Source organism: Streptomyces sp. NPDC000345 (assembly GCF_042898825.1).
GTDB lineage: Bacteria > Actinomycetota > Actinomycetes > Streptomycetales > Streptomycetaceae > Streptomyces.
Map to the genome: position 1 here is coordinate 21189 of NZ_JBIAZE010000015.1, position 21799 is coordinate 42987.

At 73.3% G+C, this 21799-nt stretch carries 20 protein-coding genes; 12 read left to right on the forward strand and 8 right to left on the reverse strand.

Annotation, left to right across the window (positions count from 1 at the left end; all coding sequences use genetic code 11):
- Nucleotides 1-60: 60 nt before the first annotated feature.
- Together rfbB and ACFY30_RS30055 are read right to left on the reverse strand one after the other, a co-directional pair.
- Entirely contained in the window at nucleotides 61-1035 is a 975-nt protein-coding gene (gene rfbB / locus ACFY30_RS30050; protein ID WP_390848287.1) for a dTDP-glucose 4,6-dehydratase, read from the reverse strand.
- A 58-nt stretch (nucleotides 1036-1093) separates the two neighbouring features.
- Nucleotides 1094-1417 (reverse strand): DUF6059 family protein, encoded by a 324-nt coding sequence (locus ACFY30_RS30055; RefSeq protein WP_390848288.1) that lies wholly within the window; start codon nucleotides 1415-1417, stop codon nucleotides 1094-1096.
- Nucleotides 1418-1556: 139 nt separating this feature from the next.
- Between ACFY30_RS30055 and ACFY30_RS30060 the strand changes: the two genes are divergently transcribed.
- The 5 genes from ACFY30_RS30060 (at nucleotide 1557) to ACFY30_RS30080 (ending at nucleotide 7287) form a co-directional block, all read left to right on the forward strand.
- Entirely contained in the window at nucleotides 1557-2312 is a 756-nt protein-coding gene (locus tag ACFY30_RS30060) for an FkbM family methyltransferase (RefSeq protein ID WP_390848289.1), read from the forward strand.
- 83 nt (nucleotides 2313-2395) lie between these two features.
- Entirely contained in the window at nucleotides 2396-3034 is a 639-nt protein-coding gene (locus ACFY30_RS30065) for a PadR family transcriptional regulator (RefSeq protein ID WP_390848290.1), read from the forward strand.
- On the forward strand, nucleotides 3027-4055 hold the full coding sequence (locus ACFY30_RS30070; protein ID WP_390848291.1) for an ATP-binding cassette domain-containing protein: 1029 nt from the start codon (nucleotides 3027-3029) through the stop codon (nucleotides 4053-4055). Before ACFY30_RS30065 ends, ACFY30_RS30070 begins: the two co-directional genes overlap by 8 nt.
- Before the next feature lie 8 nt (nucleotides 4056-4063).
- Nucleotides 4064-4825 carry an ABC transporter permease gene (locus tag ACFY30_RS30075; protein ID WP_390848292.1) on the forward strand — a complete coding sequence of 254 codons (762 nt, stop codon included), beginning with the start codon at nucleotides 4064-4066 and terminating at the stop codon, nucleotides 4823-4825.
- Nucleotides 4822-7287, forward strand: a complete 2466-nt coding sequence (locus tag ACFY30_RS30080) for an excinuclease ABC subunit UvrA (RefSeq protein ID WP_390848293.1) — start codon at nucleotides 4822-4824, stop codon at nucleotides 7285-7287. The genes ACFY30_RS30075 and ACFY30_RS30080 overlap by 4 nt, the downstream gene beginning before the upstream one ends.
- 322 nt (nucleotides 7288-7609) lie before the next feature.
- Here ACFY30_RS30080 and ACFY30_RS30085 read toward each other — a convergent pair whose 3' ends face one another.
- Nucleotides 7610-9121, reverse strand: a complete 1512-nt coding sequence (locus ACFY30_RS30085; RefSeq protein WP_390848294.1) for an FAD-dependent monooxygenase — start codon at nucleotides 9119-9121, stop codon at nucleotides 7610-7612.
- Nucleotides 9118-10107, reverse strand: coding sequence for a methyltransferase (locus tag ACFY30_RS30090; RefSeq protein WP_390848295.1), 990 nt, complete (start codon nucleotides 10105-10107; stop codon nucleotides 9118-9120). Before ACFY30_RS30090 ends, ACFY30_RS30085 begins: the two co-directional genes overlap by 4 nt.
- A gap of 228 nt (nucleotides 10108-10335) precedes the next feature.
- Here ACFY30_RS30090 and ACFY30_RS30095 point away from each other — a divergent pair, with 228 nt between their 5' ends.
- The 4 genes from ACFY30_RS30095 to ACFY30_RS30110 all read left to right on the forward strand — a co-directional run bounded on the left by ACFY30_RS30095 (nucleotide 10336) and on the right by ACFY30_RS30110 (nucleotide 15128).
- Nucleotides 10336-11463: a nucleotide disphospho-sugar-binding domain-containing protein gene (locus ACFY30_RS30095; protein ID WP_390848296.1), complete on the forward strand. Its 1128-nt coding sequence runs from the start codon at nucleotides 10336-10338 to the stop codon at nucleotides 11461-11463.
- Between the two features lie 81 nt (nucleotides 11464-11544).
- A complete protein-coding gene (locus ACFY30_RS30100) occupies nucleotides 11545-12768 on the forward strand; it encodes a nucleotide disphospho-sugar-binding domain-containing protein (RefSeq protein ID WP_390848297.1) in 1224 nt (407 codons plus the stop codon).
- Nucleotides 12765-13931, forward strand: a complete 1167-nt coding sequence (locus ACFY30_RS30105; protein WP_390848298.1) for a nucleotide disphospho-sugar-binding domain-containing protein — start codon at nucleotides 12765-12767, stop codon at nucleotides 13929-13931. Before ACFY30_RS30100 ends, ACFY30_RS30105 begins: the two co-directional genes overlap by 4 nt.
- Nucleotides 13932-13943: 12 nt before the next feature.
- Nucleotides 13944-15128: a nucleotide disphospho-sugar-binding domain-containing protein gene (locus tag ACFY30_RS30110; RefSeq protein ID WP_390848299.1), complete on the forward strand. Its 1185-nt coding sequence runs from the start codon at nucleotides 13944-13946 to the stop codon at nucleotides 15126-15128.
- Nucleotides 15129-15187: 59 nt separating this feature from the next.
- Here ACFY30_RS30110 and ACFY30_RS30115 read toward each other — a convergent pair whose 3' ends face one another.
- Nucleotides 15188-16228, reverse strand: coding sequence for a methyltransferase (locus ACFY30_RS30115; RefSeq protein ID WP_390848300.1), 1041 nt, complete (start codon nucleotides 16226-16228; stop codon nucleotides 15188-15190).
- A gap of 184 nt (nucleotides 16229-16412) precedes the next feature.
- Here ACFY30_RS30115 and ACFY30_RS30120 point away from each other — a divergent pair, with 184 nt between their 5' ends.
- From ACFY30_RS30120 to ACFY30_RS30130, 3 genes are read left to right on the forward strand one after another with little or no spacing between them, the layout of a single operon-like run.
- Nucleotides 16413-17645 carry an FAD-dependent oxidoreductase gene (locus ACFY30_RS30120; RefSeq protein WP_390848301.1) on the forward strand — a complete coding sequence of 411 codons (1233 nt, stop codon included), beginning with the start codon at nucleotides 16413-16415 and terminating at the stop codon, nucleotides 17643-17645.
- An 18-nt stretch (nucleotides 17646-17663) separates the two neighbouring features.
- Complete coding sequence (locus ACFY30_RS30125; RefSeq protein ID WP_390848302.1) at nucleotides 17664-18440, forward strand: cyclase family protein; 777 nt, start codon at nucleotides 17664-17666, stop codon at nucleotides 18438-18440.
- Between the two features lie 30 nt (nucleotides 18441-18470).
- Nucleotides 18471-18917 carry a nuclear transport factor 2 family protein gene (locus ACFY30_RS30130; protein ID WP_390848303.1) on the forward strand — a complete coding sequence of 149 codons (447 nt, stop codon included), beginning with the start codon at nucleotides 18471-18473 and terminating at the stop codon, nucleotides 18915-18917.
- 61 nt (nucleotides 18918-18978) lie between these two features.
- On the opposite strand, the gene ACFY30_RS30135 is transcribed toward ACFY30_RS30130, so the two are convergent.
- The 3 genes from ACFY30_RS30135 to ACFY30_RS30145 are packed head-to-tail and all read right to left on the reverse strand — an operon-like array spanning nucleotide 18979 to nucleotide 21777.
- Nucleotides 18979-19266, reverse strand: a complete 288-nt coding sequence (locus tag ACFY30_RS30135; RefSeq protein WP_390848304.1) for an antibiotic biosynthesis monooxygenase family protein — start codon at nucleotides 19264-19266, stop codon at nucleotides 18979-18981.
- Nucleotides 19263-20840 carry a class I adenylate-forming enzyme family protein gene (locus tag ACFY30_RS30140; RefSeq protein WP_390848305.1) on the reverse strand — a complete coding sequence of 526 codons (1578 nt, stop codon included), beginning with the start codon at nucleotides 20838-20840 and terminating at the stop codon, nucleotides 19263-19265. Before ACFY30_RS30140 ends, ACFY30_RS30135 begins: the two co-directional genes overlap by 4 nt.
- Nucleotides 20833-21777: an aromatase/cyclase gene (locus tag ACFY30_RS30145; protein WP_390848306.1), complete on the reverse strand. Its 945-nt coding sequence runs from the start codon at nucleotides 21775-21777 to the stop codon at nucleotides 20833-20835. The genes ACFY30_RS30140 and ACFY30_RS30145 overlap by 8 nt, the downstream gene beginning before the upstream one ends.
- Between the last annotated feature and the right edge of the window lie 22 nt (nucleotides 21778-21799).

Sequence of the window (21799 nt, forward strand, 5' to 3'; positions counted from 1 at the left end):
TTCGCCGGTGCCGCTCGATTCCCGGTCGACGACGGGGCACGCCCCGTTGGAGCCCGGGGTTCACGAGGCGACCAGGGGCTTCCACCACTGCGGGTGGTCCCGGTACCAGGCGACGGTCCGCGCCAGGCCCTCGGGGAAGGACCAGCGGGGCGCGTATCCCAGTTCGGTGCGGATCCGGGTGTCGTCCGTGGCGTACCGCCGGTCGTGGCCCTTGCGGTCCTCCACGTGCCGGACGCGGCCGGCGTCGGCACCGCACAGCTCCAGGAGCATTCCGGTGAGTTCCCTGTTGGTCAGCTCGGTGCCGCCGCCGATGTTGTAGATCCGGCCGGGCGCACCGCGGGTGAGCACCGCGGCGAGGGCCCGGCAGTGGTCGTCGACGTGCAGCCACTCGCGGATGTTGCCGCCGTCGCCGTACAGCGGTACGTCGAGACCGCGCAGCAGGCGGGTGACGAAGTGCGGGATGAGCTTCTCCACGTGCTGGTGGGGGCCGTAGTTGTTGGCGCAGCGGGTGATGCGCACGTCGAGGCCGTGGGTGCGGTGGTAGGCGCGGGCCAGCAGGTCGCCGGACGCCTTGGAGGCGGCGTAGGGGGAGTTGGGCTCCAGGAGGTGCTCCTCGGTCCACGACCCCTCGTCGATGGAGCCGTACACCTCGTCGGTGGAGACGTGCAGGAACGTCCCGATGCCGGTGTGCAGCGCGGCTTCCAGCAGGGTCTGGGTGCCGAGCACGTTCGTCCGGACGAACGCGGACCCGCCGCGCGGCCGCACGGAACGGTCCACGTGCGACTCGGCCGCGAAGTGCACGATCGCGTCGTGCCCGGGGAGGAGATGGTGCAGCAGGTCCGGGTCGGTGATGTCACCGCGGACGAAGGCGAGCCGCTCCGCGTCCGGGGGGAGGTTGGCCGGGTTGCCCGCGTAGGTGAGGCTGTCCAGCACACACACGCGGGAGTTCTCCAGGCCGGGGTAGCCGTCGGCGAGCAGGGTGCGGACGAAGTGCGAGCCGATGAAGCCGGCACCGCCCGTGACGAAGATCCTCATGGCCGCATGGTCGGCCCCGGTCGTCAACTGCCGGTCGAGGCGGGCTGGGCACGGGCCCTCAGCCCGGCCAGATCTCGCGGGCCAGGGCGCGTTCCAGGGCGGTCAGGGGCTGGTCGGGCCGCAGTCGTTCGGGGGAGCCGGGCGGGGGAGCGGACCACGGCGGCGGCGCGGACCGGGGCGGGGCCACCTGCTCCCGGGCCGCGGGCTCCGGCGGTTCGGGCGCCGGCGGGACGTACCAGCTGTGCGCCACCAGCGCCTCGGGATGGAACTGGGCGGCCCCGAACCAGTCGCCGCCCCATCGCCAGACGGCCCGTTTCGCCTCGGCCACCGCCGCCCGCCGGCCCAGGAAGCACCGCCGGAGGGACATCCACCACCCGCGCATCACGCACCTCCTGGGCGGCAGGGTGCGGGACGTGGCTCGCGGCCCGGTGGAGCGGCGCTGGTCCGAGGTTCGAGCGCCGGGCCGGAGGCTGCGTAGCGACGGCCGGCCGGCCGCGGCCCGGCGGAGAGGGGAGCGAGTGATGGGTCTGCGTCTCATGGAGCTGGCGGAGGGGTTCAGCTGCTGGGTGACCGGCGAGCTGGAGGCGGCGTTCATCTACGCGGAGATCTTCGAGGACGGCACGTACGACCTGCCGGCCCTGCCGAAGGCGCCGTTCGTCGTGGACGTCGGCGCCAACATCGGTCTGTACTGCCTGTGGATGAAGCGGCGGCACCCGGACGCGCGCATCCTCGCCTTCGAGCCCGCGCCCGGCAACGCGGAGGCGCTGCACCGCAATCTGCGGCTGCACGGAGCCGCCGACGGGGTGACGGTACGTCAGTGCGGGCTGGGGGCCGAGCAGGTGGCGCGGGCGAAGCTCACCTACTACCCGGGGATGTCTGGGAATTCCACGCTGCACCCCGAGGAGAAGGTGCTGCACCGGCGGCTGATGGAGGAGCGGCTTGGGGTGGCGGAGGCGGCCGAGCTGTTCACGGCCGAGGAGATCCCCGTGCGCGTCGAGAGGCTGTCGTCCGTGCTGCGGGAGGCGTGTCCGCAGGGGGCGATCGACCTGCTGAAGGTCGATGTGGAGGGTGCGGAGGCCGAGGTGCTGGCGGGCATCGACGCGGCGGACTGGCCGCGTATCGGCGCGCTCCAGCTCGAAGTGGCGGACCTGGACGGGCGGCTGGCCGAGGTGGAACGGCTGCTGCGCGGGCACGGCTACACGGTCGACTCCTCGCCCGTGCCGAGGATCTGGGAGGAGCTGAAGTTCTGGTACGTCACCGCGTCGCGGCGCGCGTAGCCGGTACCCGCCGCCGCGGGAGGCCGGGCAGCCGCGTCCGGATCAGATTGACAACATGCGACTAGAAACATGAGACTAATCGCATGTCCCTAAGCAGACTCATGGTCCTCGGCCTGCTGGCCAACCACGGACCGCAGCACGGCCACCAGATCAAGCTCACGGCCACGCGGACGGAGGTGGAGAGCTGGGGAGGCATCAGCGTCGGAGCGCTCTACCGGGAACTGCGCCAGATGAACACGGACGGCCTGGTGCGCACGGTCTCCGTCACCCAGGTGGGCAACCGTCCGCAGCGCACGGTCTACGAGATCACCGACGCCGGCCGCGAAGCGCTCCGCGACCTCCAGGAGAAGGCCATCTGCGACCTGCGCCTGGGGCCCGACTCCTTCGCCGTGGCCCTGATGTTCGGCCGCGTCCAGGACGCCGGTGAGATGGCCCGGCTGCTCGGCCGCAGACGGCAGCGGCTCGCCGAGATGGCCGCGGGCATCGACGCGGAACGCGAACAGCACCTATCCGAAGGCAGCATCACCGCGCTGGACGCGGCCCTCTTCCGGCGCCAGGCGATGCTCCTGGAGGCCGAGCTGCGCTGGCACGAGGAGTTCGACCCGGTGCTCGTCGAGCAGGTCTCCGGCGGCGGGGACACCTCGACCGGCCAGGACACCTCGACCGGCCAGGACACCTCGACCGGCCGGGACACCACGGAAGAAGGACACGCATATGCCTGACCACGCCATCGAAGCCCGCCGCCTCGCCCGCAGCTTCGTCGCGGGCGAGCAGAAGGTCGAAGCCGTCCGGGGCATCGAGTTCGCCGTGCGGACCGGTGAGATCTTCGGCTTCCTCGGCCCCAACGGTGCCGGAAAGACCACCACCATGCGGATGCTCGGCACCCTGCTGCGCCCGGACTCCGGCTCGGCCACCGTCGCGGGCCACGACCTGCTCGCCGACCCCGCCGCGGTCCGCCGCGACATCGGCTACGTCGCGCAGCAGGGCGGCGCGGACCCCAGCGCCACCGTCCGCCAGGAACTCGTGCTCCAGAGCCGCCTCAACCGGCTGTCCAAGCAGGAGGCGGCCGCACGGGCCGAGGAACTGTCCCGCATCTTCGGCCTGACGGAGTTACTCGACCGGCCGGGAGCCACCCTCTCCGGTGGCCAGCGGCGCCGGCTGGAGATCGCCCTCGGCCTGGTGCACCGGCCGAAACTGCTCTTCCTGGACGAGCCCACCGCCGGCCTCGACCCGCCGAGCCGCGCCCTGCTGTGGCAGCAGATCCGCAGGCTGCGCGACGAGGAGGGCCTCACCCTCTTCCTCACCACGCACTACCTCGACGAGGCCGACTCGCTGTGCGACCGCGTCCTCATCCTCGACAAGGGGCAGGTCGTCGCCGAGGACACCCCCGAGTCGCTCAAGGCCAAGGTCGCGGGTGACATCGTCACCGTGCGCGTCTCCGGGAACGCGGAGGAGGCCCGCGCCGCGCTCGCAGCCCAGCGGGGCGTGCACCAGTTGACGCTCACCGGCACCTCCCTGCGGTTCTCCGCCGTGCACGACGAGGCGGTCATCCCCAAGGTCGTGCGCGCGCTGGACGCGGTGGGCGTCGACCCGACCTTCGTCGAGGTCACCCGGCCCACCCTGGACGACGTGTTCCTGGCCGTCACCGGCGAACGGCCCGCGGAGCCGGCCGAACCGGACGGCCCGGCGGCCGACGACCACTTGTCCACGGCCCGGGTCGCGTCCGGCGCCGTGCCCGAATAGGAGAGCCGATGGACCTCGTTCGTGACACCGCAGTTCTCGCCCAGCGCCAGTTCCGGCTCACCGTCGGCAGTCGCGTGGGCCTCGTCATCGGCCTGCTGCAGCCGGTGCTCTTCCTCGTCCTGTTCGGCCCGCTCATGAACAACGTGCTGACCGGGGCCGACCTGCACGGCGGCACCGCGTGGCAGCTGTACGTGCCCGGCATGCTCGTGATGCTCGGCCTGTTCAGCGCGGGCTTCGCCGGTTTCGCCATCTTCCCCGACCTGCACTCCGGCTTCCAGGAGCGGCTCCGCGTCACCCGCGTCAGCCGCGAGGCGCTGCTGTTCGGCCGGATCGCGCACGACGTGGTCGTGCAGTCCCTCCAGGCCGCACTGATCCTCGTCATCTCGGTGCTGTTCTGGCTCCGGGTCTCGGCCGGCGGGCTGCTCGTCGGGATGCTCTTCGTCGTGCTCATCACCGTGGCCTGCGCCTCGCTGTCCTACACGCTGGCCCTGCGGCTGAAGATGGAGTACGCGTACGCGCCGTTCATCAGCGGCCTCACCCTCCCGATCATGCTGCTGTCCGGGATCCTGCTGCCGATGGACCTGGCGCCCCGCTGGCTCCAGGTGGTGTCGTACGCCAACCCGTTCCGGCACATCGTGGACGGCATGCGGTTCGCCTTCCGCAGCGATTTCGGCGCTCCTCGACTGTACGCGGGACTCGGCGTGGCCCTCGCGCTGGCGGTCCTCTCCCTGGTGCTGGGCGCCCGCAGCTTCCGGAAGGAGCACGCGTGAGCAGCGCCACCGATGCCGGTACGGGGGTGTTCGCCACCCCCGTACCGGGGCCGCTGGAGGTGACCGGGGCCCGCACCCACAACCTGCGCGGAATCGACGTCACGGTCCCGCACGGCCGCATCACGGCCTTCACCGGCGTCAGCGGCAGCGGCAAGACCTCACTGGTCATCGACACCGTGCACACCGAGGCGCAGTTGCGCTACCTGGAGGGCTTCGACCCCTACGCGCGCAAGCTGCTCGCCCCCGGGGACCGGCCCCAGGTGGACCGGATCCGCGGGCTCGGCGCGACGCTCGCCGTCGACCAGCGCAAGCTCAACCGCAACCCGCGCTCCACCCTCGCCACGCTGACCGGGCTGGACGCGGTGGTCGGGCTGCTGTTCTCCCGCCTGGCGCCGCTGGGCGGCGGCCCGTCACGGGCGCTGCGCCCCGCGCAGTTCGACCCGCACTCGCCCGAGGGCATGTGCCCGGCCTGCAAGGGATCGGGCGAGAAGGCGACCGCCGACCCGGAGCTGATCGTGCCCAGGCCGCGACTGCCGCTGCTGGCGGGCGGTTCACCGTGGTTCGAGCGGCGCAGGTCCACGGAGGCCGCGGCGCTGCCGTCGCTCGCCCGGCACCACGGCACCGACCTGGACCTGCCCTGGCAGGAACAGCCGGAGGCGTTCCGGCACGCGGTGCTGTACGGCACCGGCGGCACCGAGATCGAGATCACCATCGCGGGCGCGGGCAAGAAGTCCCAGGTGACCTACACGGCCTCGAAGGCGCTCAACGGCGCGCTGGCCGAGGCCGAGCGGCTCTACGCCACGGCGAACAGCGAGAAGAGCCGCGAGATCTACGCCGAGTTCGTACGGCAGCGCCCCTGCCCGGAGTGCGCGGGCACCGGGCTCGGTGAGATCGCCCGGACCGTCACGCTGGGCGGACTGACCTTCCGCGACGTGGTGGACCTGCGCGTCGACCGGATCACGGCGTGGACCGAGTCGGCCGGGCAGCACTTCGGGCCCGCGCAGCGCGAGGTCGCGGCCGTCATCCTGCCCGACCTGCGCAGCCGGGTCGGTCTGCTGACCCGCCTCGGACTCGGCCACCTCCAACTGTGGCGCAGCGCGCGGACGATGTCCGGAGGAGAACTGCAACGCGCCCGGTTCTGCGCGCAGATCGGCGCCTCGCTGACCGGGATCACCTACGTGCTCGACGAGCCGGGGGCCGGGCTCCACCCGGCGGACAAGGAGCATCTGTTCGCCATCCTGCGGGAGTTGCGGGACGCGGGCAACACGGTGCTGCTCGTCGAACACGACCCGGACCTCGTCGCACGGGCCGACTGGGTTGTCGACCTGGGGCCGGGCGCGGGCACCAAGGGCGGCACGGTGGTCGCGACGGGCACACCCGCCGAGATCGCCGCCCACCCCGACTCGGTGACGGGGCGCTACCTCGCCGACCCGTCGTACGTGCCCTCCCGTACGGCGGCGCGCGGCGCACCGCGGGACTGGCTGGTGCTGCACGACGCCGCCGTGCTCAACGTGCGCGAGGAGCGGATCCGCGTCCCGCTCAACCGGCTCACATGCCTGACCGGGGTCAGCGGGAGCGGCAAGAGCAGCGTGCTGCACCGGATCCTCGCCGACTCGGTGGCCGCGGCTCTCGCCGGGCGGCGGCCGGAGACGGTGAGCCGGATCTCGGGCCTGGCCGCGCTGCGGTCGGTCACCGTCGTCGACCAGGACCCCATCGGGCGCACCCCGCGCTCCAACCCGGCCACGTACACGGGGGCGTACGACCTGGTACGCCAACTCTTCGCCCGCACCGAGGAAGCGCGGCGGCGCGGGCTGAAGGCCGGCGCCTTCTCGTTCAACTCCGCGGGCGGACGCTGTGAGGAGTGCGCCGGGCTGGGCAGCGTCAGGACGGATCTGGCGTTCCTGGGGGAGACCTGGCTCACCTGCGAGACGTGCGCGGGGCGCCGGTTCCTGCCGGAGGTGCTGGCCGTCACCCAGCGGGGGCTGGCCGTCGACGAGGTGCTCGGGCTGACCATCGGGGACGCCGCCGAGCACTTCCGCGGGCACGCCGCGCTGGACAGGATCCTGCGCGCGCTGACCGACGTCGGACTGGAGTACCTGACGCTCGGGGAGAGCGCGACGGCCCTCTCCGGGGGTGAGGCGCAGCGGCTGAAGCTGGCCAGGGCCCTCACGGCGGGGCGTACGTCCGGGGAACGCGGACTCGTCGTCCTGGACGAGCCGTTGACCGGACTTCACCCGGCGGACGCCCAGCGCCTGGTGGGCGTCTTCGACCTGCTGCTGGACCAGGGCCACACGGTGGTGATCGCGGAACACGACGCGCACATGGCGGCGAGCGCGGACTGGATCCTGGACCTGGGCCCCGGCGCGGGGGAGAGCGGAGGACGGATCATCAACGAGGGACCACCCCACCAGGTGGCCCAGGGAGAGAGCCCGACCGCCCCGTACCTGCGCGCCCTGCTGTGAGACGCCCCTGACCCGAGGACCCCGGGCACGGGAGCCACCGGGCCCGTCGGCCGAGCACGGGAGCCACTGCGCCCGTGCTCGGCCGGGGACGGGAGACACCGAGCCCGTCGGCCGCGCGTCGGCCCGGAGGTCCTGGCCCCCGGCCCCGTGGCCCCTTGGCCCGGCGGTCCCGGGCCGGTACGGGTGCCCGTGCCCGTGCCCGTGGCCGGTCTGGGCCAGGGGGGCGGGCCCGGAGGCCAGCGGACCTCTTGCAGGACCGCGAAGAAGATAACGGGGGCGGCGGGCGGGTGTGTCGGGGCGGGTGGGGTCGGCAGTGTGGGGGTCAGGTTCGGGGGCCGAACCAGTGGGTCAGGGATGAAATGAGGGAGGCGCGGTCTTCGGGGGAGGCGTCCTCGGTGTCGGTGGCCCAGGCGCAGTAGCCGTCGGGGCGGACCAGCATCGCGGCGGCCGGCCGGTCGCCCGCCGCCGCGGTGACCGTGCGCACCCGGGCCGCCCAGCCCAGCGCGGCGGCCGCCAGGTCGGCCCGGTCCGCCAGGACGAAGAGGGCGCCCCGGCCGTCCGCAAGACACTGCGCGACGGTGGTGTCCCCGTCGGCCGACTTGAGGGTGAGGTCGGGTGCGAACCGGCCGACCAGGGGATGCGCCGGAGTGTCCCCCGCGCGCCCCAGGTCGTAGCGGACACTCAGCCCGTTGATCATCTCGGTGATGTGCCGGTTGGCCTCGGGGAGGGCCAGCAGCTCCTCGAACAGCGCGCGCAGCGGGGTGATGTGCTGCCGGTCGGGGTTCATCAGGGCGAGCTGCGCCCGGGTGTTCATCTGGACGCGCTCGCCGACCGGATGCCGCTCCGCGTGGTAGGAGTCCAGCAGCTCCTCCGTGCCCCAGCCGCGCACCCGGGCGGCGAGCTTCCAGGCCAGGTTGACCGCGTCCTGGAGGCCCGTGTTGAGCCCCTGGCCGCCCACCGGGAAGTGAATGTGCGCGGCGTCGCCCGCGAGGAACACCCGACCGGTGCGGTATTGCTCGGCCTGACGGCTGATGTCGCTGAAGCGGGACATCCAGTGGACGGGCTCGGTGAACTCGATCTCCCGTCCCGAGACCCGGCGCACCGACTCGGCCATCTCCTCCAGGGTGACCGGCGCGTCCCTGTCGGCGAGGGCCCTGCCGTACTCGATCGTGACGACACGGCCCATCCCACCCTCGGGCGGGAAACCGAGAATGATGATGCCGTTCTCGGCCCGCTCCCACTTCATCGGCAGGTTCTTCTCGTGGCAGGTGACGTAGCCGATCACCGCGCTCAGCGAGGCGTCCGTGCCGCTGAACGGCACGCCGAGCAGCGACCGCACCGTACTGCGGCCCCCGTCGCAGCCCACCAGGTAGCGGGCGCGCAGCGAACGCCGCCCGTCGGGCCCGTCGGCCTCGACGGTGACCCCGTCGTCGTCCTGGGCCAGTCCCACCACCGCGTGGCCCCGGCGCACCTCGGTGCCCAGCTCGGCCACCCGCTCGGCGAGCAGCCGCTCGGTACGGGACTGGGGCACCAGCAGCGAGTACCGGTGCCGGGTGTCCAGCTGGTCGAAGCGCAGTCCGTGACTGAAGATGCCGGCGAACGGAAGTCCGTCCGTCGTGGCGTGCCCCTCGCGGAAGCGGTCCAGCAGGCCGCGCAGGGCGAGGGTCTCGACCGTCCGGGTGTGCAGCACCCCCGCCCGGTCGTGCAGGCTCGGCTCGGTCAGCCGCTCCAGCACGAGGGTGCGCACACCGGCCAGCGACAGCTCGGCGGCGGTCATCAGCCCGACCGGGCCGCCCCCCGCGACGATCACGTCGTAGGCGGGCTCCTCGCTCATGCCGCGACCTTCACGGCCGTCAGGATGCGGTCGTCGGTCAGCGTGTCGACCGGCAGCAGCCGCCGCACCTCGAACCCGGCGGCCTCCACCCAGGCGCCGCACTCGGCGGCGGTGTACTCGGAGCCGCCCTCGCGCATCATGCGGCAGCGCAGGCTCTGCAGCAGGGACTCGGGGTCGCGGCGGGCATCGTCGATCATCGCGTCGTAGATCACGAGCATGCCCCCGGGGCGCACCGCCTCGCCGAGGCGCCCGATCAGCCTCTCCCGCGCCGCCGGCGGCCAGTCGTGCAGCACGTGCCCGACGACCGCCACGTCCGTCGCGGGCAGCGGGCTCTCGAAGAAGTCCCCCTCGTGAAAGGCGATCCGGTCGGCCGTGCCGTGTTTCTCCATGTGCTCGTCGAACAACGGCTTGATCTCCGGCAGGTCGAAGACACCGCCCGCCAGATGCGGATGGGCCTTGACCAGTCGCATCGCGATATTGCCGCGCGCGCCGCCGAAATCCACGAAGGACTGATAGGAGGCCCAGTCGACGCAGTTCACCAGTTCATGGCCGACAAAACTGGTGTAGCCGTCCATGTGGTCCATGAACTGCCGAATGTGGTCGGGGTCCTTGTACGAGCGCTGGAACGAGGCGTCCGCGATGACACCGGACTTGGCGTGGCCGTCGCGCAGCGCCTCGGTGAGCTTTCCCCATACGTGGTAGTGAATGGTGGCGTGGCTGTACATGCTGCCGCCCAGGTGCAGCGGCGAGCCGGGAACCAGGAACTCCTCGGCGCCGGCGCTGTTGCAGTAGCCGCCCCCGGCGTCGTCCCGTTCCAGGAAGCCGAGCCCGACCAGCGAGTCGAGGAAGTCCCCGGTCAACCGGGGGTGCAGGCCGAGCCCCTCGACGATCTGGGCCGCGGTCGCCGAGCGGCCCGTGAGGAAGGGGAACAGGCCGAGTTCCACCGCGCTGTGCACCACCCGGGCCTGGCAGTACGCGGTGCTCACCCGGTTCATGGACCGTGCGGCGGAGACCCGTTCCGAGGCAATTACGCTTTCCGGCATTCGGTCGCCCCTCAATGTGTTCGACGGAACCGACGTGATGGCCGTTCCAGCGTGCCGGGCCGGTCTCGACAACCACTGGAGCGACGGTGGGAGAAGAGGAATTCGAGGCTCGCTCGCGGGCGGCTCCGGTGCTTTCCCGTACGTCACGGACACCGGGTTACCGTGCCGTGCATGCGCATTCTGCTGACCACCGCGCCCCTGCCGAGTCATCTCTTCCATCTGGTGCCGCTCGCCTGGGCCCTGCGCGCCGCGGGACACGAGGTCCTCGTCGCGGCGCAGGAGGAGTTCGCCGCGCAGGTCACCGCCGCGGGACTGCCGGCCGCGCCGCTCGCGCCGGGCGCCGCCCTGCCCGACATGATCGGCCGGGACCGGGCCGGCCGCCCGGTGCCCTGGGTGGCCGGCCCCGAGGAGAAGGCCCGCCGTTCCGGGCACGGCTTCGGGCGGCTCGCCGCGCACGCCCTGCCCGCCACCGCGGCGCTCGTCCGCGCGTGGCGGCCCGCGCTGATCGTCAGCGAGCCCAGTGAGTTCGCGGGAGGACTCGTCGCGGCCCAGGAGGGCGTCCCGTGGGCCGAACTGGACTGGGGGCCGGTCGTGCTCCCCGCGTTCACCGCCGGCGCCCACGACGAACTCACGCCCGAGCGCGCGCGACGGGGACTCGCCGCCATGCCCGAGCCCCACCTGCGGCTGGACGTCTGCCCGCCCGGGATCAGGGGGACCACCGCACCCCGCGCGCGCTCCCGCCCGATGCGCTTCGTCCCGTACAACGGCAGTGCGACGGCTCCGGACTGGCTGGGCGAGCAGAGCGCCCTGCCCAGGATCTGCGTCACCCTGGGCAGCTTCGCCGCCGCCGCGTCGCACCGCGCGCTGCTCGACGCCGTCCTGGCAGGGCTGGCCGGGCTGGACGCCGAGATCCTGGTCACCGCCGAGACGGCGGACGGCTGCCCGCCCGGGGTGCGTCCCGTCGGACGCCTGCCCCTGGACCTGCTGCTGCCCCACTGCGCCCTGGTGGTGCACCACGGCGGTATCGGGAGCCTGCTGACCGCGCTGCACCACGGGGTGCCGCAGCTGTGTCTGCCGCTGGCCGGCCATGACGCCCAGCACGCCGACCGGCTCGCCGCACTGGGCGCGGGCCGCGGACTCGACCCCGCGGAGGCAACCGCACAGGCCGTGCGCGCGCACGCCGTCCCGCTGCTCACCGACCCGCGCCACCGGGCCGCCGCCGCGCGGGCCTCGCGCGATCTGGCCCGGCTGCCGGGACCCGACCGGCTCGTGACCGTCCTGGAGGAGCTGGCCGGCTGACTCCACCGGCGCTGGAGCGGAAGTCCAACGGCGCGGCGCAGCATGGCGGCGCACCGCAGCCGACCGGACGGGAGTCACCTGATGCGCGTGCTGTTCACGACCTTTCCTTCCGAGTCGCACCTCCACGCGCTGGTCCCCCTGGCCTGGGCGTGCCGGGCCGCCGGCCACGAGGTGATCGTCGCCTCCACCCCCGCGCTCGCGCCGGCCATTGTCTCCTGCGGCCTGCCCGCCGTACCGGTCGGCCGCGACGTGGACCTCGCCGCCCTGTCCACCGGGACGCGGCTCGCCGCCTGGCACGACGCGGACGGCTGGCCGCAGGGCTGGACGGAGCGGCCCGGACTCCTCGGCGCGAGGCGGCTGGAGCTGCTGGAGAACCTGGCCGGACTGCAGTTCGCGATAGCCGCGACGATGGCCCCCGACCTCGTCGCCTTCGCGCGCGTCTGGCGGCCCGACGTCGTGGTGAACGACGCGGTGACGTACGCGGGACCGGTGGCCGCCGCCGTCCTGGGAGTGCCCTGCGTCAGCCAGCTGTGGGGCAGCCCCGGTGTGCACCGGCTGGAGATGCGCGGGCTCGGCACCGAGCCGCTGCCCGGGTACGCCGACCTGTTCGCCCGGTTCGGCGCCCCCGTCGTGGATCCCGTCGCCTGGATCGACCCCTGCCCCGGCAGTCTCCAGTACGCGCACACGCTGCCGGCCTGGCAGTCCCGGTACGTCCACCACAACGGGGCGGCCCGCATTCCCCCCTGGGTGCTCGCCCGGCCGGAGCGACCGCGCATCTGCCTCACCTGGGGGCAGACCACGGCCCAGCTGCTCGGCCGGGGCGGCCTGACCGTGTTCGGCAAGGCGGTGCGCGCCCTGGGCGAACTGGACGCCGAGGTGGTCCTGGTGACCACCGCGGAGCAGGCCGGGCAACTGGGCGACCTGCCGGACAACACCCGTGCCGCGCTCTCCCTGCCCCTGCACGCGCTGCTGCCCGGCTGCGCCGCGATCGTGCACCACGGCGGCTCCGGCACCGCGATGACCGCCGTGAACTTCGGCGTGCCCCAGCTGACCGTGACCCGGCGTCCCGAGCCGGGGCTGGCCGGAGAGCGGCTGGCGGCGGCCGGAGTCGGACGGCACCTGACCCACAGCCGGGTCGAGAACGATCCGCACGCGATCGGCACGCTGCGCGACGAGGCGGGGGCGTTGCTGACGGAGCCCGCCTACCGCAAGGCCGCCGAGGAGCTGCGCCGTGAGGCGCTGTCCCGGCCCGCGCCCGCGCAGCTCGTCGCGCGGCTGGCCACGATCGGAAAGGACCCCCGATGAGAGTTCTGTTCGTCACCTCCGGCTGGCGCACCCACTTCTTCCTGGTGGCCCCGCTGGCCTGGGCCTGCCGCTCCGCGGGACACGACGTACGCGTCGCCGGCCCCCCGTCCGGCGCCCGGACCGTGCTCGAGGCGGGGCTGCCGTACGTGCCCGTCGGACCCGGCATCGACTTCGCCGAGGTACGGCGGCGCACCGTGGAGGACGAACGGTCCGGGCAGGACGACGACGGCTCCGTGCTCGCCGAGTGGCAGAAGTCCACCTTCGCGCCCACCGAGGACGTGGTGCGTCTGGCCACCGCGTGGCGGCCCGACATCGTGGTCGCCGACCCGATGTCCGTGGGCGGCTTCGTCGCGGCCCTGCGGACCGGCGTCCCGGCGGTGCGGCACCTGTTCGGCGTGGACATCCTGGGCAGCCCGGGCGGCGAACGGCTGTGGGAGATCCTGCCCGGCTTCGCCGAGCACTTCGCCGAGTTCGGGGTCACGCTCGACGGCGACCCGGCCGCGCTCACCCTGGACCCCTGCCCGCCCAGCATGCAGCGGCCTCCCCTGCCCACCCGCAGGCAGATCCGCTTCGTCCCCTACAACGGCCCCGGCACCGTGCCCGCCTGGCTGCTCGACCCGCCCGCCGGGCCGCGTGCCGTGGTCACCTGGGGCGCGTCCTCCGTCTGGGCGGCGGGGGAGAGCACCTTCCTGGTGCCGCGGGTACTGGAGGCGCTCACCGCGGAGGGCCTCGACCCGGTGGTCACCCTCGGCACCGGACAGGACCGCTTCCTGCCCGACGGCGTGCCCGAGGGAGGCCGGCTGCTGGAGAACTTCCCCCTGCATCTGCTGCTGCCGCACACCGAACTCCTCGTGCACCACGGGGGTTCGGCGACGATCCTCACCGGCGCCCTGCACGGCGTTCCCCAGCTGTGCCTCCCGCACCTGCCCGAGCAGGTCACGGACAGCGAGGCGTACGCGGCGACCGGCGCCGGGCGCTGTCTGCCCGCCGCCGGGGCCACCGTGGCAACCCTGCGCGCGGCCGTCCGCGCGCTGCGCACGGAACACACCGGGGCCGCCGCCCGGCTGCGGGCGGAGATGCGGGCCCAGACCCCCCTCGCGGACGTCGTCCGCATGCTCGAAGCGCTCGCCCTGAAGAACCCGACCCTGACCCCGACCGTGTGAAGGACGCCGCGCATGAAGGTACTTCTGGTCACTCCCGGCTGGCCGACCCACGTCTTCATGATCGTCCCGCTGGCCTGGGCGCTGCGCGTGCAGGGCCACGAGGTGCGGGTGGCGAGCCCGCCCTCCGGCATCGACGCCGTCGTCCGGGCCGGACTGCCCGCCGTCGAACTCGGCCCCGACATCGACTTGTTGGAGCTGCGCAGGCGCGCGGCCCGCTATGAGACGGCCGGCAACGAGAAGCCGGCCGACGAGGACGAGGTGAGGAACCGGCTGGCCGGCGAGGACGGCAGCCGGATCATGGCCGTGTGGCAGGAGATCTCCTTCTCCGCCACCGAGGACCTGGTCGGCTTCGCCCGTTCCTGGCGGCCCGACCTGGTGGTCAGCGACTCCCTGGTGGCGGGCGGCCTGGTGGCGGGGCGTGCCGTCGGAGTCCCGGCGGTGCGGCACCTGTTCGGCATCGACATCCTGGGCACCGAGGCGGGCGAAGGACTGCTCGGCATGCTGCCCGGCTACCACGACAGGTTCCGCCAGTACGGCGTCGAGGCCACCGGTGACCCGGCGCACCTCACGCTCAGCCCCTTCCCGCCGAGCATGCAGCCCGCCGCCCCCGCCCGGCTGCCGATGCGGTACATCCCGTACAACGGCCCGGCGGAGCTGCCCCCCTGGCTGCTGGAGCCGGCGGAGCGGCCGCGGACTGTGGTCACCTGGGGGACCTCCTCGGCCTGGTCGGCCGGCGAGCACACGGTGCGCATCCCGCAGGTCGTCGAGGCGCTGGCGGACAGCGACGGCGAGACCGTGATCACGGTCGGCCGCAAGCAGCGCGCGCTCGTCGGCGAACTGCCGCCGGGGGTGAGGCTGGTGGAGAACGTGCCGCTGCACTTCCTGATGCCCTCGTGCGACCTCCTGGTGCACCCGGGCGGCGCCTCCACCATGCTGACCGCCGCCTCCTACGGGGTTCCGCAGCTGACCGTGCCGCACCTCAACGAGCAGATCCAGGACGCCGAGGCGCACGCGGCGACCGGCGCGGGCATCTGTCTGCCCGCCGAGCGCGCCGACGTACCGGAGCTGAGGGACGCGCTCAAGGCCCTGCGCGGGGATCCCGCGTACCACCGAGCCGCGCGGCGGATCCGCGCGGAGATCGAGCAGCAGCCCTCACCGGTGCGGATCGTGCGGGTGCTGGAGGAACTGGTGGGCTGAGGCCGGCGCGCGGCGGTGCCCCGGGTCCGAAACCCGGGGCACCGCCGCGCCCTGCGTGTCTAGTGCCGCTCCGCGACCAGGATCCGGATCGACGACCCCGGCTTGGAGTGCAGCTCGGGTGCTCCGAAGCCGTGGCCGGCCAGCATCTCCGTGTACTCGTCCAGCGTGTACACCTGGCCTTCCCGGGTGAGCACCAGCATCAGGGCCGAGAACAGATGGGCGCGCGGATCGCGCGCCGGATCGCTGTCCGAGATGACGGGCGCGGAGATCACCAGCCGGCCGCCGGGGACCACCGCCTCGGCCAGTCTGCCCAGCAGCGCGCGCACCCGCCCGGCCGAGAAGTGGTGCAGCACGCCCGCCACCAGCGCCACGTCGTACGGGCCGCCCAGCTCCACCTCGAACATGTCGCCCGCGGTGAACGTGACCCGGTCCGCGATGCCGCGCTCGCGGGCGTTGCGCTCGGCGTACGGCAGGATGTGCGGGAAGTCCACGCCGTGCACGCGCGATCCGGGGTTGGCGGCGGCCAGCGCGTACCCGTACCAGCCGGGACCGCAGGCGAGGTCGAGCACCGACAGCCGCGGCCGGGTGCGGGTCCAGGGGCGCAGCACCTCCGCCGTGCGACCGGCCAGGGCGATGGTGTCGCTGCCGCCCGCGGCCAGCTCCGCCCACTCCTCCAGATAGGCGGCCTCCGGGTTCTCCAGGCCGATGTCCAGCACCGAGCCGCCGTGTCGGACCGCCTCGGCGAGCCGTGCGAGCCCCTGCCACTCGGCGTCGGTCGAGGTGAGCCTGACGGCCGCGCCGATGTACTCGTAGTTGCCCTCGGCCGGCACCAGGGCCTTGACCAGGTCGGGCGGAAGGGTGAACCGGCCGCCCTCGCCGCGCAGTACGCCGATCGCGGCCAGCGCGCAGAGCAGGATCCGCGTCCCGCGCGGATCGGCCCCCACGGCCCGGGCCACCGTCGCCGCGTCCACCGGCTCCCCGGCCAGATGCTCGAAGACCCCCAGTTCCACGGCGGCGCGGATCACCGCGGCCTTCCGTACCTCCATGAGCGTGCCGACGATTTCCTGCCTGGTGAGAAAGGGCGCTTGCGAAGGTGTCACGTGGTCTCTCCCCTCGTGGCCGGCGGATGCGGCGGATCCTCCCGCGCGCCGCTCAACCGTGGTTGGACGCCCGGTCCACCCGCGCTTGCGCGCACCGGCTCTTGTCCGCAGGTCGAGCCGGACTCGAAGCGGCCCGGCGAGGGTGGGCGCACCGCCAGGAGCAGGCCCGAGACCGGAGGCGCGCGTGCGTGAGCTCAGAACCGATGTCTGCGTCGTCGGCGGTGGCCCCGCCGGCCTGATGACGGCGCTGCTGCTGCTGCGCTCAGGGGTGCGGGTCGCCGTCCTGGAGCGCTCGCCGTCCCTGGACCGCTCGTACCGGGGCGAGATCCTTCAACCGGGCGGTCAGGCCCTGCTGGACCAGGTGGGGGTGCTCGCGGGCGCCCGGGAGCGCGGCGCCCACGAACTGCGCCGGTTCCGGCTGGTGGAGGGCGCGCGGCCGCTGCTCGACGTCGACTACGGTCGCCTCCCCGCGCCGTACGGCCATCTGCTCAGCCTTCCGCAACGCCATCTCCTCGAAGAACTCCTCGCGCACTGCCACCGCCACGACGGCTTCGCGTACCTCGCGGGGTGCCGGGCCACCGGACTGCTCACCGAGCGGGGGGCGGTGCGCGGCGTGAGCGGTGAGGGGCGTGAGGGTCCCTGGGAGGTGCACGCTCCGGTGACGGTCGGGGCGGACGGCCGGTACTCCAAGGTGCGGCACCTGGCCGGGATCGAGAACCACCGGTCCGACGTGTTCGACCTGGACCTGCTCTGGTTCCGGCTGCCCCCGGACGGCGACCCGCCGCAGGACGTCACCATCCACCGCGGCCCGGGCGGCCCCGTCCTCGCCTACCGCTCCTGGCCCGGCAGGGTCCAGCTCGGCTGGACCCTGCCGCACGGCCGCTACGCCGAGATCGCGGCGGCGGGCGTCGAGCGGGTGAAGGAGCGCGTCGCGGCCACCGTGCCGCAGTACGCCGAGAGCATCGAGGCACACCTGACGAGCCTCACGGACCTCTCGCTGCTCGACACCTTCGCCGCCCGCGCCGAGGAGTGGACCCGCGACGGGCTGCTGCTCCTCGGCGACAGCGCGCACACCCACGGACCGCTCGGCGCCCAGGGCATCAACCTCGCCCTCCAGGACGCGGCCCTCGCCCACCCCTTCCTGGTGGAGGCGGTGCGCCGGGGCGACGCGCGCGCGGAGGTGCTCCGCCCGTACGAGACGGACCGGCGCCCCGACATCGACGCGGTGATGCGCACCCAGGTCATGCAGAGCAAGGGGATGCTGTCGCGCGGCGGGCTCCAGGACGTCATCCGGCCGCGCGTCACCGCGCTCCTGCGGCGTACCCCGCTCTTCGACCGGATCACCCGCTCCATCGCCTACGGCCGGCGGCCCGTCCGGGTCGCCGAGGAACTGTTCACCACCGTCGAGAGAGCCTGACCAGGAAGTAGGTGCGTGATGCGCATGCTGGACCTGTCCACCCCCATCGACGCCGGGCAGTGGGAACCGGAGAAGGTCACCCACGACATCGTCTCTCCCGCCGAGGGCGCCCGGCACATGAGCGAGGAGATGAAGCTCCACTTCGGGCTCGACTTCGACCACACCGTGCTGCCCGACGGCGAACTGCTCTCCATCGACACCCTCGGCCTCACCACCCACACCGGCACGCACGTCGACGCGCCCTCGCACTACGGCACGCGGGGACCGGCCGGCCGGCCGCCGCGCACCGTCGACGAGCTGCCGCTGGACTGGTTCCACCGGCCCGCGTTCGTGCTCGACGTGCGCGGTGTCGAGGCGAGCACGGCCGGCGCGGACGACCTGCGCGCCGAGCTCGCCCGCACGGGGTACACCCCGCAGCCGCTGGACATCGCCCTGCTGCTCACCGGCGCCGACGAACTGGTCGGCACCAAGCGGTACTTCACCGACTTCCGCGGCCTGGACGGCGGCGCCACCGCGTTTTTGCTGGACCTCGGCGTGCGCGTCATCGGCACCGACGCCTTCAGCCTGGACGCCCCGTTCACCGACATGATCCGCCGCTACCAGGAGTCCGGCGACCGGGGAGTGCTGTGGCCCGCGCACTTCCTGGGGCGGGACCGCGAGTTCTGCCAGATCGAACGTCTGACGGGGCTCGACGCGCTGCCCCCGTACGGCTTCACCGTCAGCTGCTATCCGGTCAAGGTCGCGGGCGCGGGCGCCGGCTGGTGCCGGGCGGTCGCCGAGATCCCCGAGAACTGACCGACCCCTGCCCCGAAGAGAGGCCACACGATGCTTTCCACCACCACACCCGTCGCCTTCGAGCGGCTCTACGCCGAGGTGCAGCAGTTCTACGCCCACCACATGCACCTGCTCGACGCCGGCGCCGCCGGGGAATGGGCGGCGACCTTCACCGAGGACGCCGAGGTGCTGCTGCCGCTGATGACCGAACCGGCCCGCGGCCGCGAGGCGTTGACGACCGCCGTCGCCCGCGCGGCCGCCGAGCGCGCCGAGCGCGGTGAGATCCAGCGGCACTGGCACGGCATGGTCTGCGTGCGCCCGGACCCGGACGGGCGCACGGTGCGGGTCCGCTGCTACGCCCTGGTGTTCCTCACCGTCCGGGGCGGCTCGCCCGTGCTCCACCGCACCTGTGTGTGCGAGGACGAGATGGTGCGCGACCACACGGCGGGCGGCTGGCTGATCCGCCGGCGCACGGTGACCCGCGACGACCTGTCCTGAGGGACGGCGGCACACGGTGAGGGGGCCGGTCCCACGGGACCGGCCCCCTCACCGTGCCGTGTCAGTTCTCGTCGACGACCTCGAAGAGGTCCGGGTCCGGCTTCGCCACCTGGATCAGGTACTTGGCGCGCGAGCGGAAGTCCTCCGCGCTCATCGCCTCGCGGTGCGACGCGGCGTCCGTCCAGCGCGCGGTCTCCACATAGACCTCGGGGTTCTTGGTGGAGCGGTACAGGGTGTGTCCCAGGAACCCGGGACGGCTGGTCATGTAGGCGGTGATCCCGGACAGGATGTCCTCGAACTCGGCGTTGCGGCCCTCGGTCACGGTGAACCGGTTGATCAGCGTGATCACGGCGCTGTCTCCTCCCTGGTCGACAGGATGCTGGGGTTTCTCGGGTCCGGGCGGCCCAGCAGGCCGTCCCGGATCTCGCGGCGGCGGATCTTGCCGGTCGCGGTGCGGGGGATCTCCGCCACGGCGGTGACGGTCCGCAGCCGCTGGAAGGGCGCCACCCGCTCGTTGACGTGGTCGCGCACCGACGCGCACGAGGCGTCACCGCGCACGACCACGTACGCGTGCGCCACCGAGCCGGCGAACTCGTCCGGCCCGTCCACCACGACCGCGTCCGCCACCTGCGGGTGCGTGAGCAGCACCCGCTCGATCTCGGTGGGCGAGACCAGCCAGTTGCCGTGCTTGAAGACGTCCTTCAGGCGGTCGACGAGGAACAGATAGCCCTCCTCGTCGACCCGCCCCACGTCCCCGGTGGCGAACCAGCCGTCCGCGTCCACCGGGCCCGGGCCGTCCAGATAGCCGGTCATCAACTGGGGTCCGCGCACCAGCACTTCACCCACCTCGCCCGCTCGCAGCTCGGCCCGGGTGGTGACGTCCACGACACGGCACTCGGTCTGCGCCACCACCACGCCCACCGAGCCCGGTCTGGACCGCTGCGGCAGGTCGCAGTGGACCAGCGGCGAGGTCTCCGCCAGCCCGTACCCCTGCACCACGGGGATCCCGAAGTGCCCCGAGAGCTTCTCGGCGGCGGCGACGGGCAGCGCGGAGCCGCCGGAGTAGACGGCCCGGACGGTGTCGAGCGCGAGCCCGCCGAGTCCCGGGTCCGCGGCCAGCCGGGCGAGCCGTACGGGCAGGCTGTAGTAGTGCGTGGCCCGGTGCCGGTTGGCCAGCGCGATCGCGTCGGCACTGTCCGGGGAGGTGCACAGCACTTGTTCCGCGCCCGCGCACATCGCCGAATTCAGGTGCATGGGGTGGTAGTTGGGAAGGTGGTTGAGCGTGACCGACGTGGTGTCCAGGCCGTGCGCCTGAGCGGTCTGCGCCGCGTTGACACACAGATTGCGGTGGCTGAGGACGATCGCCTTCGGCTCGCCCGTGGTGCCGCTGGTGAACTGGACGCAGGCGCGCTCCGCGGGCGGCGCCACCTGCTCGGCCGCGTCCTCCTCCCGTGCCATCAGGCCGGACAGACCCTGGTGCAGCGTCACCACCGCGGGTGGCCCGTCCAGCCGCCCGGTCAGGTCCCGCAGCCGCCCGGCCACCCGCTCGGGCGCCACCAGCACCCGCGGCCCGGCGACCCGCAGTGCCCGCGTCAACTCGTCGTCGCCCAGCAGGGGGTTGACGAGCGCGACGGTGCAACCGCCGCGCGCGATGCCGTAGTACGCCACCGCGCAGGCCGGGTCGAGCGCCGCCGTCAGGCCGATCACCGCCCCCGGCCCGCCGGCGAGCCGGGTCAGCGCCCGGGCGCACCGGCTCACCAGCCGGTCCAGCTCGCCGAAGGTCACGGCGCCGGAGACACCCCGGACGGCGACCCGGTCCGGATGCCGGCGCGCGGCGTCCCGGACCAGGCCGTCCAGCCGCTCCGCCGTGGCCGGCAGCGGTCCGCGCACCACGGCGGGCGGCGGCGGGCCCGGCTCAGTCATCGGCGCGTTCCTCCGCGTACTTCTTGGCGACGTAGAGGTTGCTCACGCTGTTGGCGCTCAGCACCCGGCGCAGGTACCGCCTGGCCTTCGGCACGGTGGTGCCCTCGCCGAGCACATGCAGTGCCGACGGCTTGACGGTGGCGATGTGCCGGGCGGCGGCCACCACGCCCTCCGGGGTGGTGGTGAACGTCCAGGAGCCCCGGTGCCCGTCCAGCAGCGCGGGCAGTTCGATCTGCTTGTAGACGATCAGATGGTGCGGGAAGCACAGCCGCACCGAGCGGGTCGTGTGGGAGGAGCCGTCGGCGGTCCTGGTCTCCATGTCGAAGAACTGCACGTTCGGCTCGTCCTCGGTCATGTCGATGGCGTCGACGTGCGCCATCCGCTCGGGCCACTTGTCGGCCTCGTACAGCACCTGGTAGGCGTCCTGGGCGGAGCCCGCGATGAACAGGGGGTCCTCGAAGTCGACGACCCGCTGCTCCAGCTCCTTCCAGTTCTCCGCCGTCGCCGTGAGCGTCTCCAGATGGGCGCGGGTGCCCTCGGTGATCGCCGCGGCCGTCTCCTCGACGGCGGCCTCGTCCCCGGCCACCTCGATGTCGTGCCACATCTCGACCTCGGTGGACTCCTCGCCCCGCGCGGTCAGCCGCCAGCCGCCGGACACCGCGGTGACGGGCGGCCGGGGGTCCAGGTGCTCGAAGGTGATGCGCAGCCCCGACGGGTCGAAGGTGCGCCGCATCCGCCGGCTGCGCACCGCGTCCCGGCCGTGCAGCGACCAGATCCGGACCGTGTCCTGCTCCTGGCCGCGTTCCTCGTACTCGGCGTGCACGGCCGGCGCGTGGTACTGCGGCCAGCTCTCCACGTCGCGCAGCACGCCGTGCACGGTGGCCGCGGGCGCGGCGACGGTCACCGTCCGCGCGATGGTCCTCCGACGGTTCGGCACGTCTCGGCTCCTCCTGTGATCG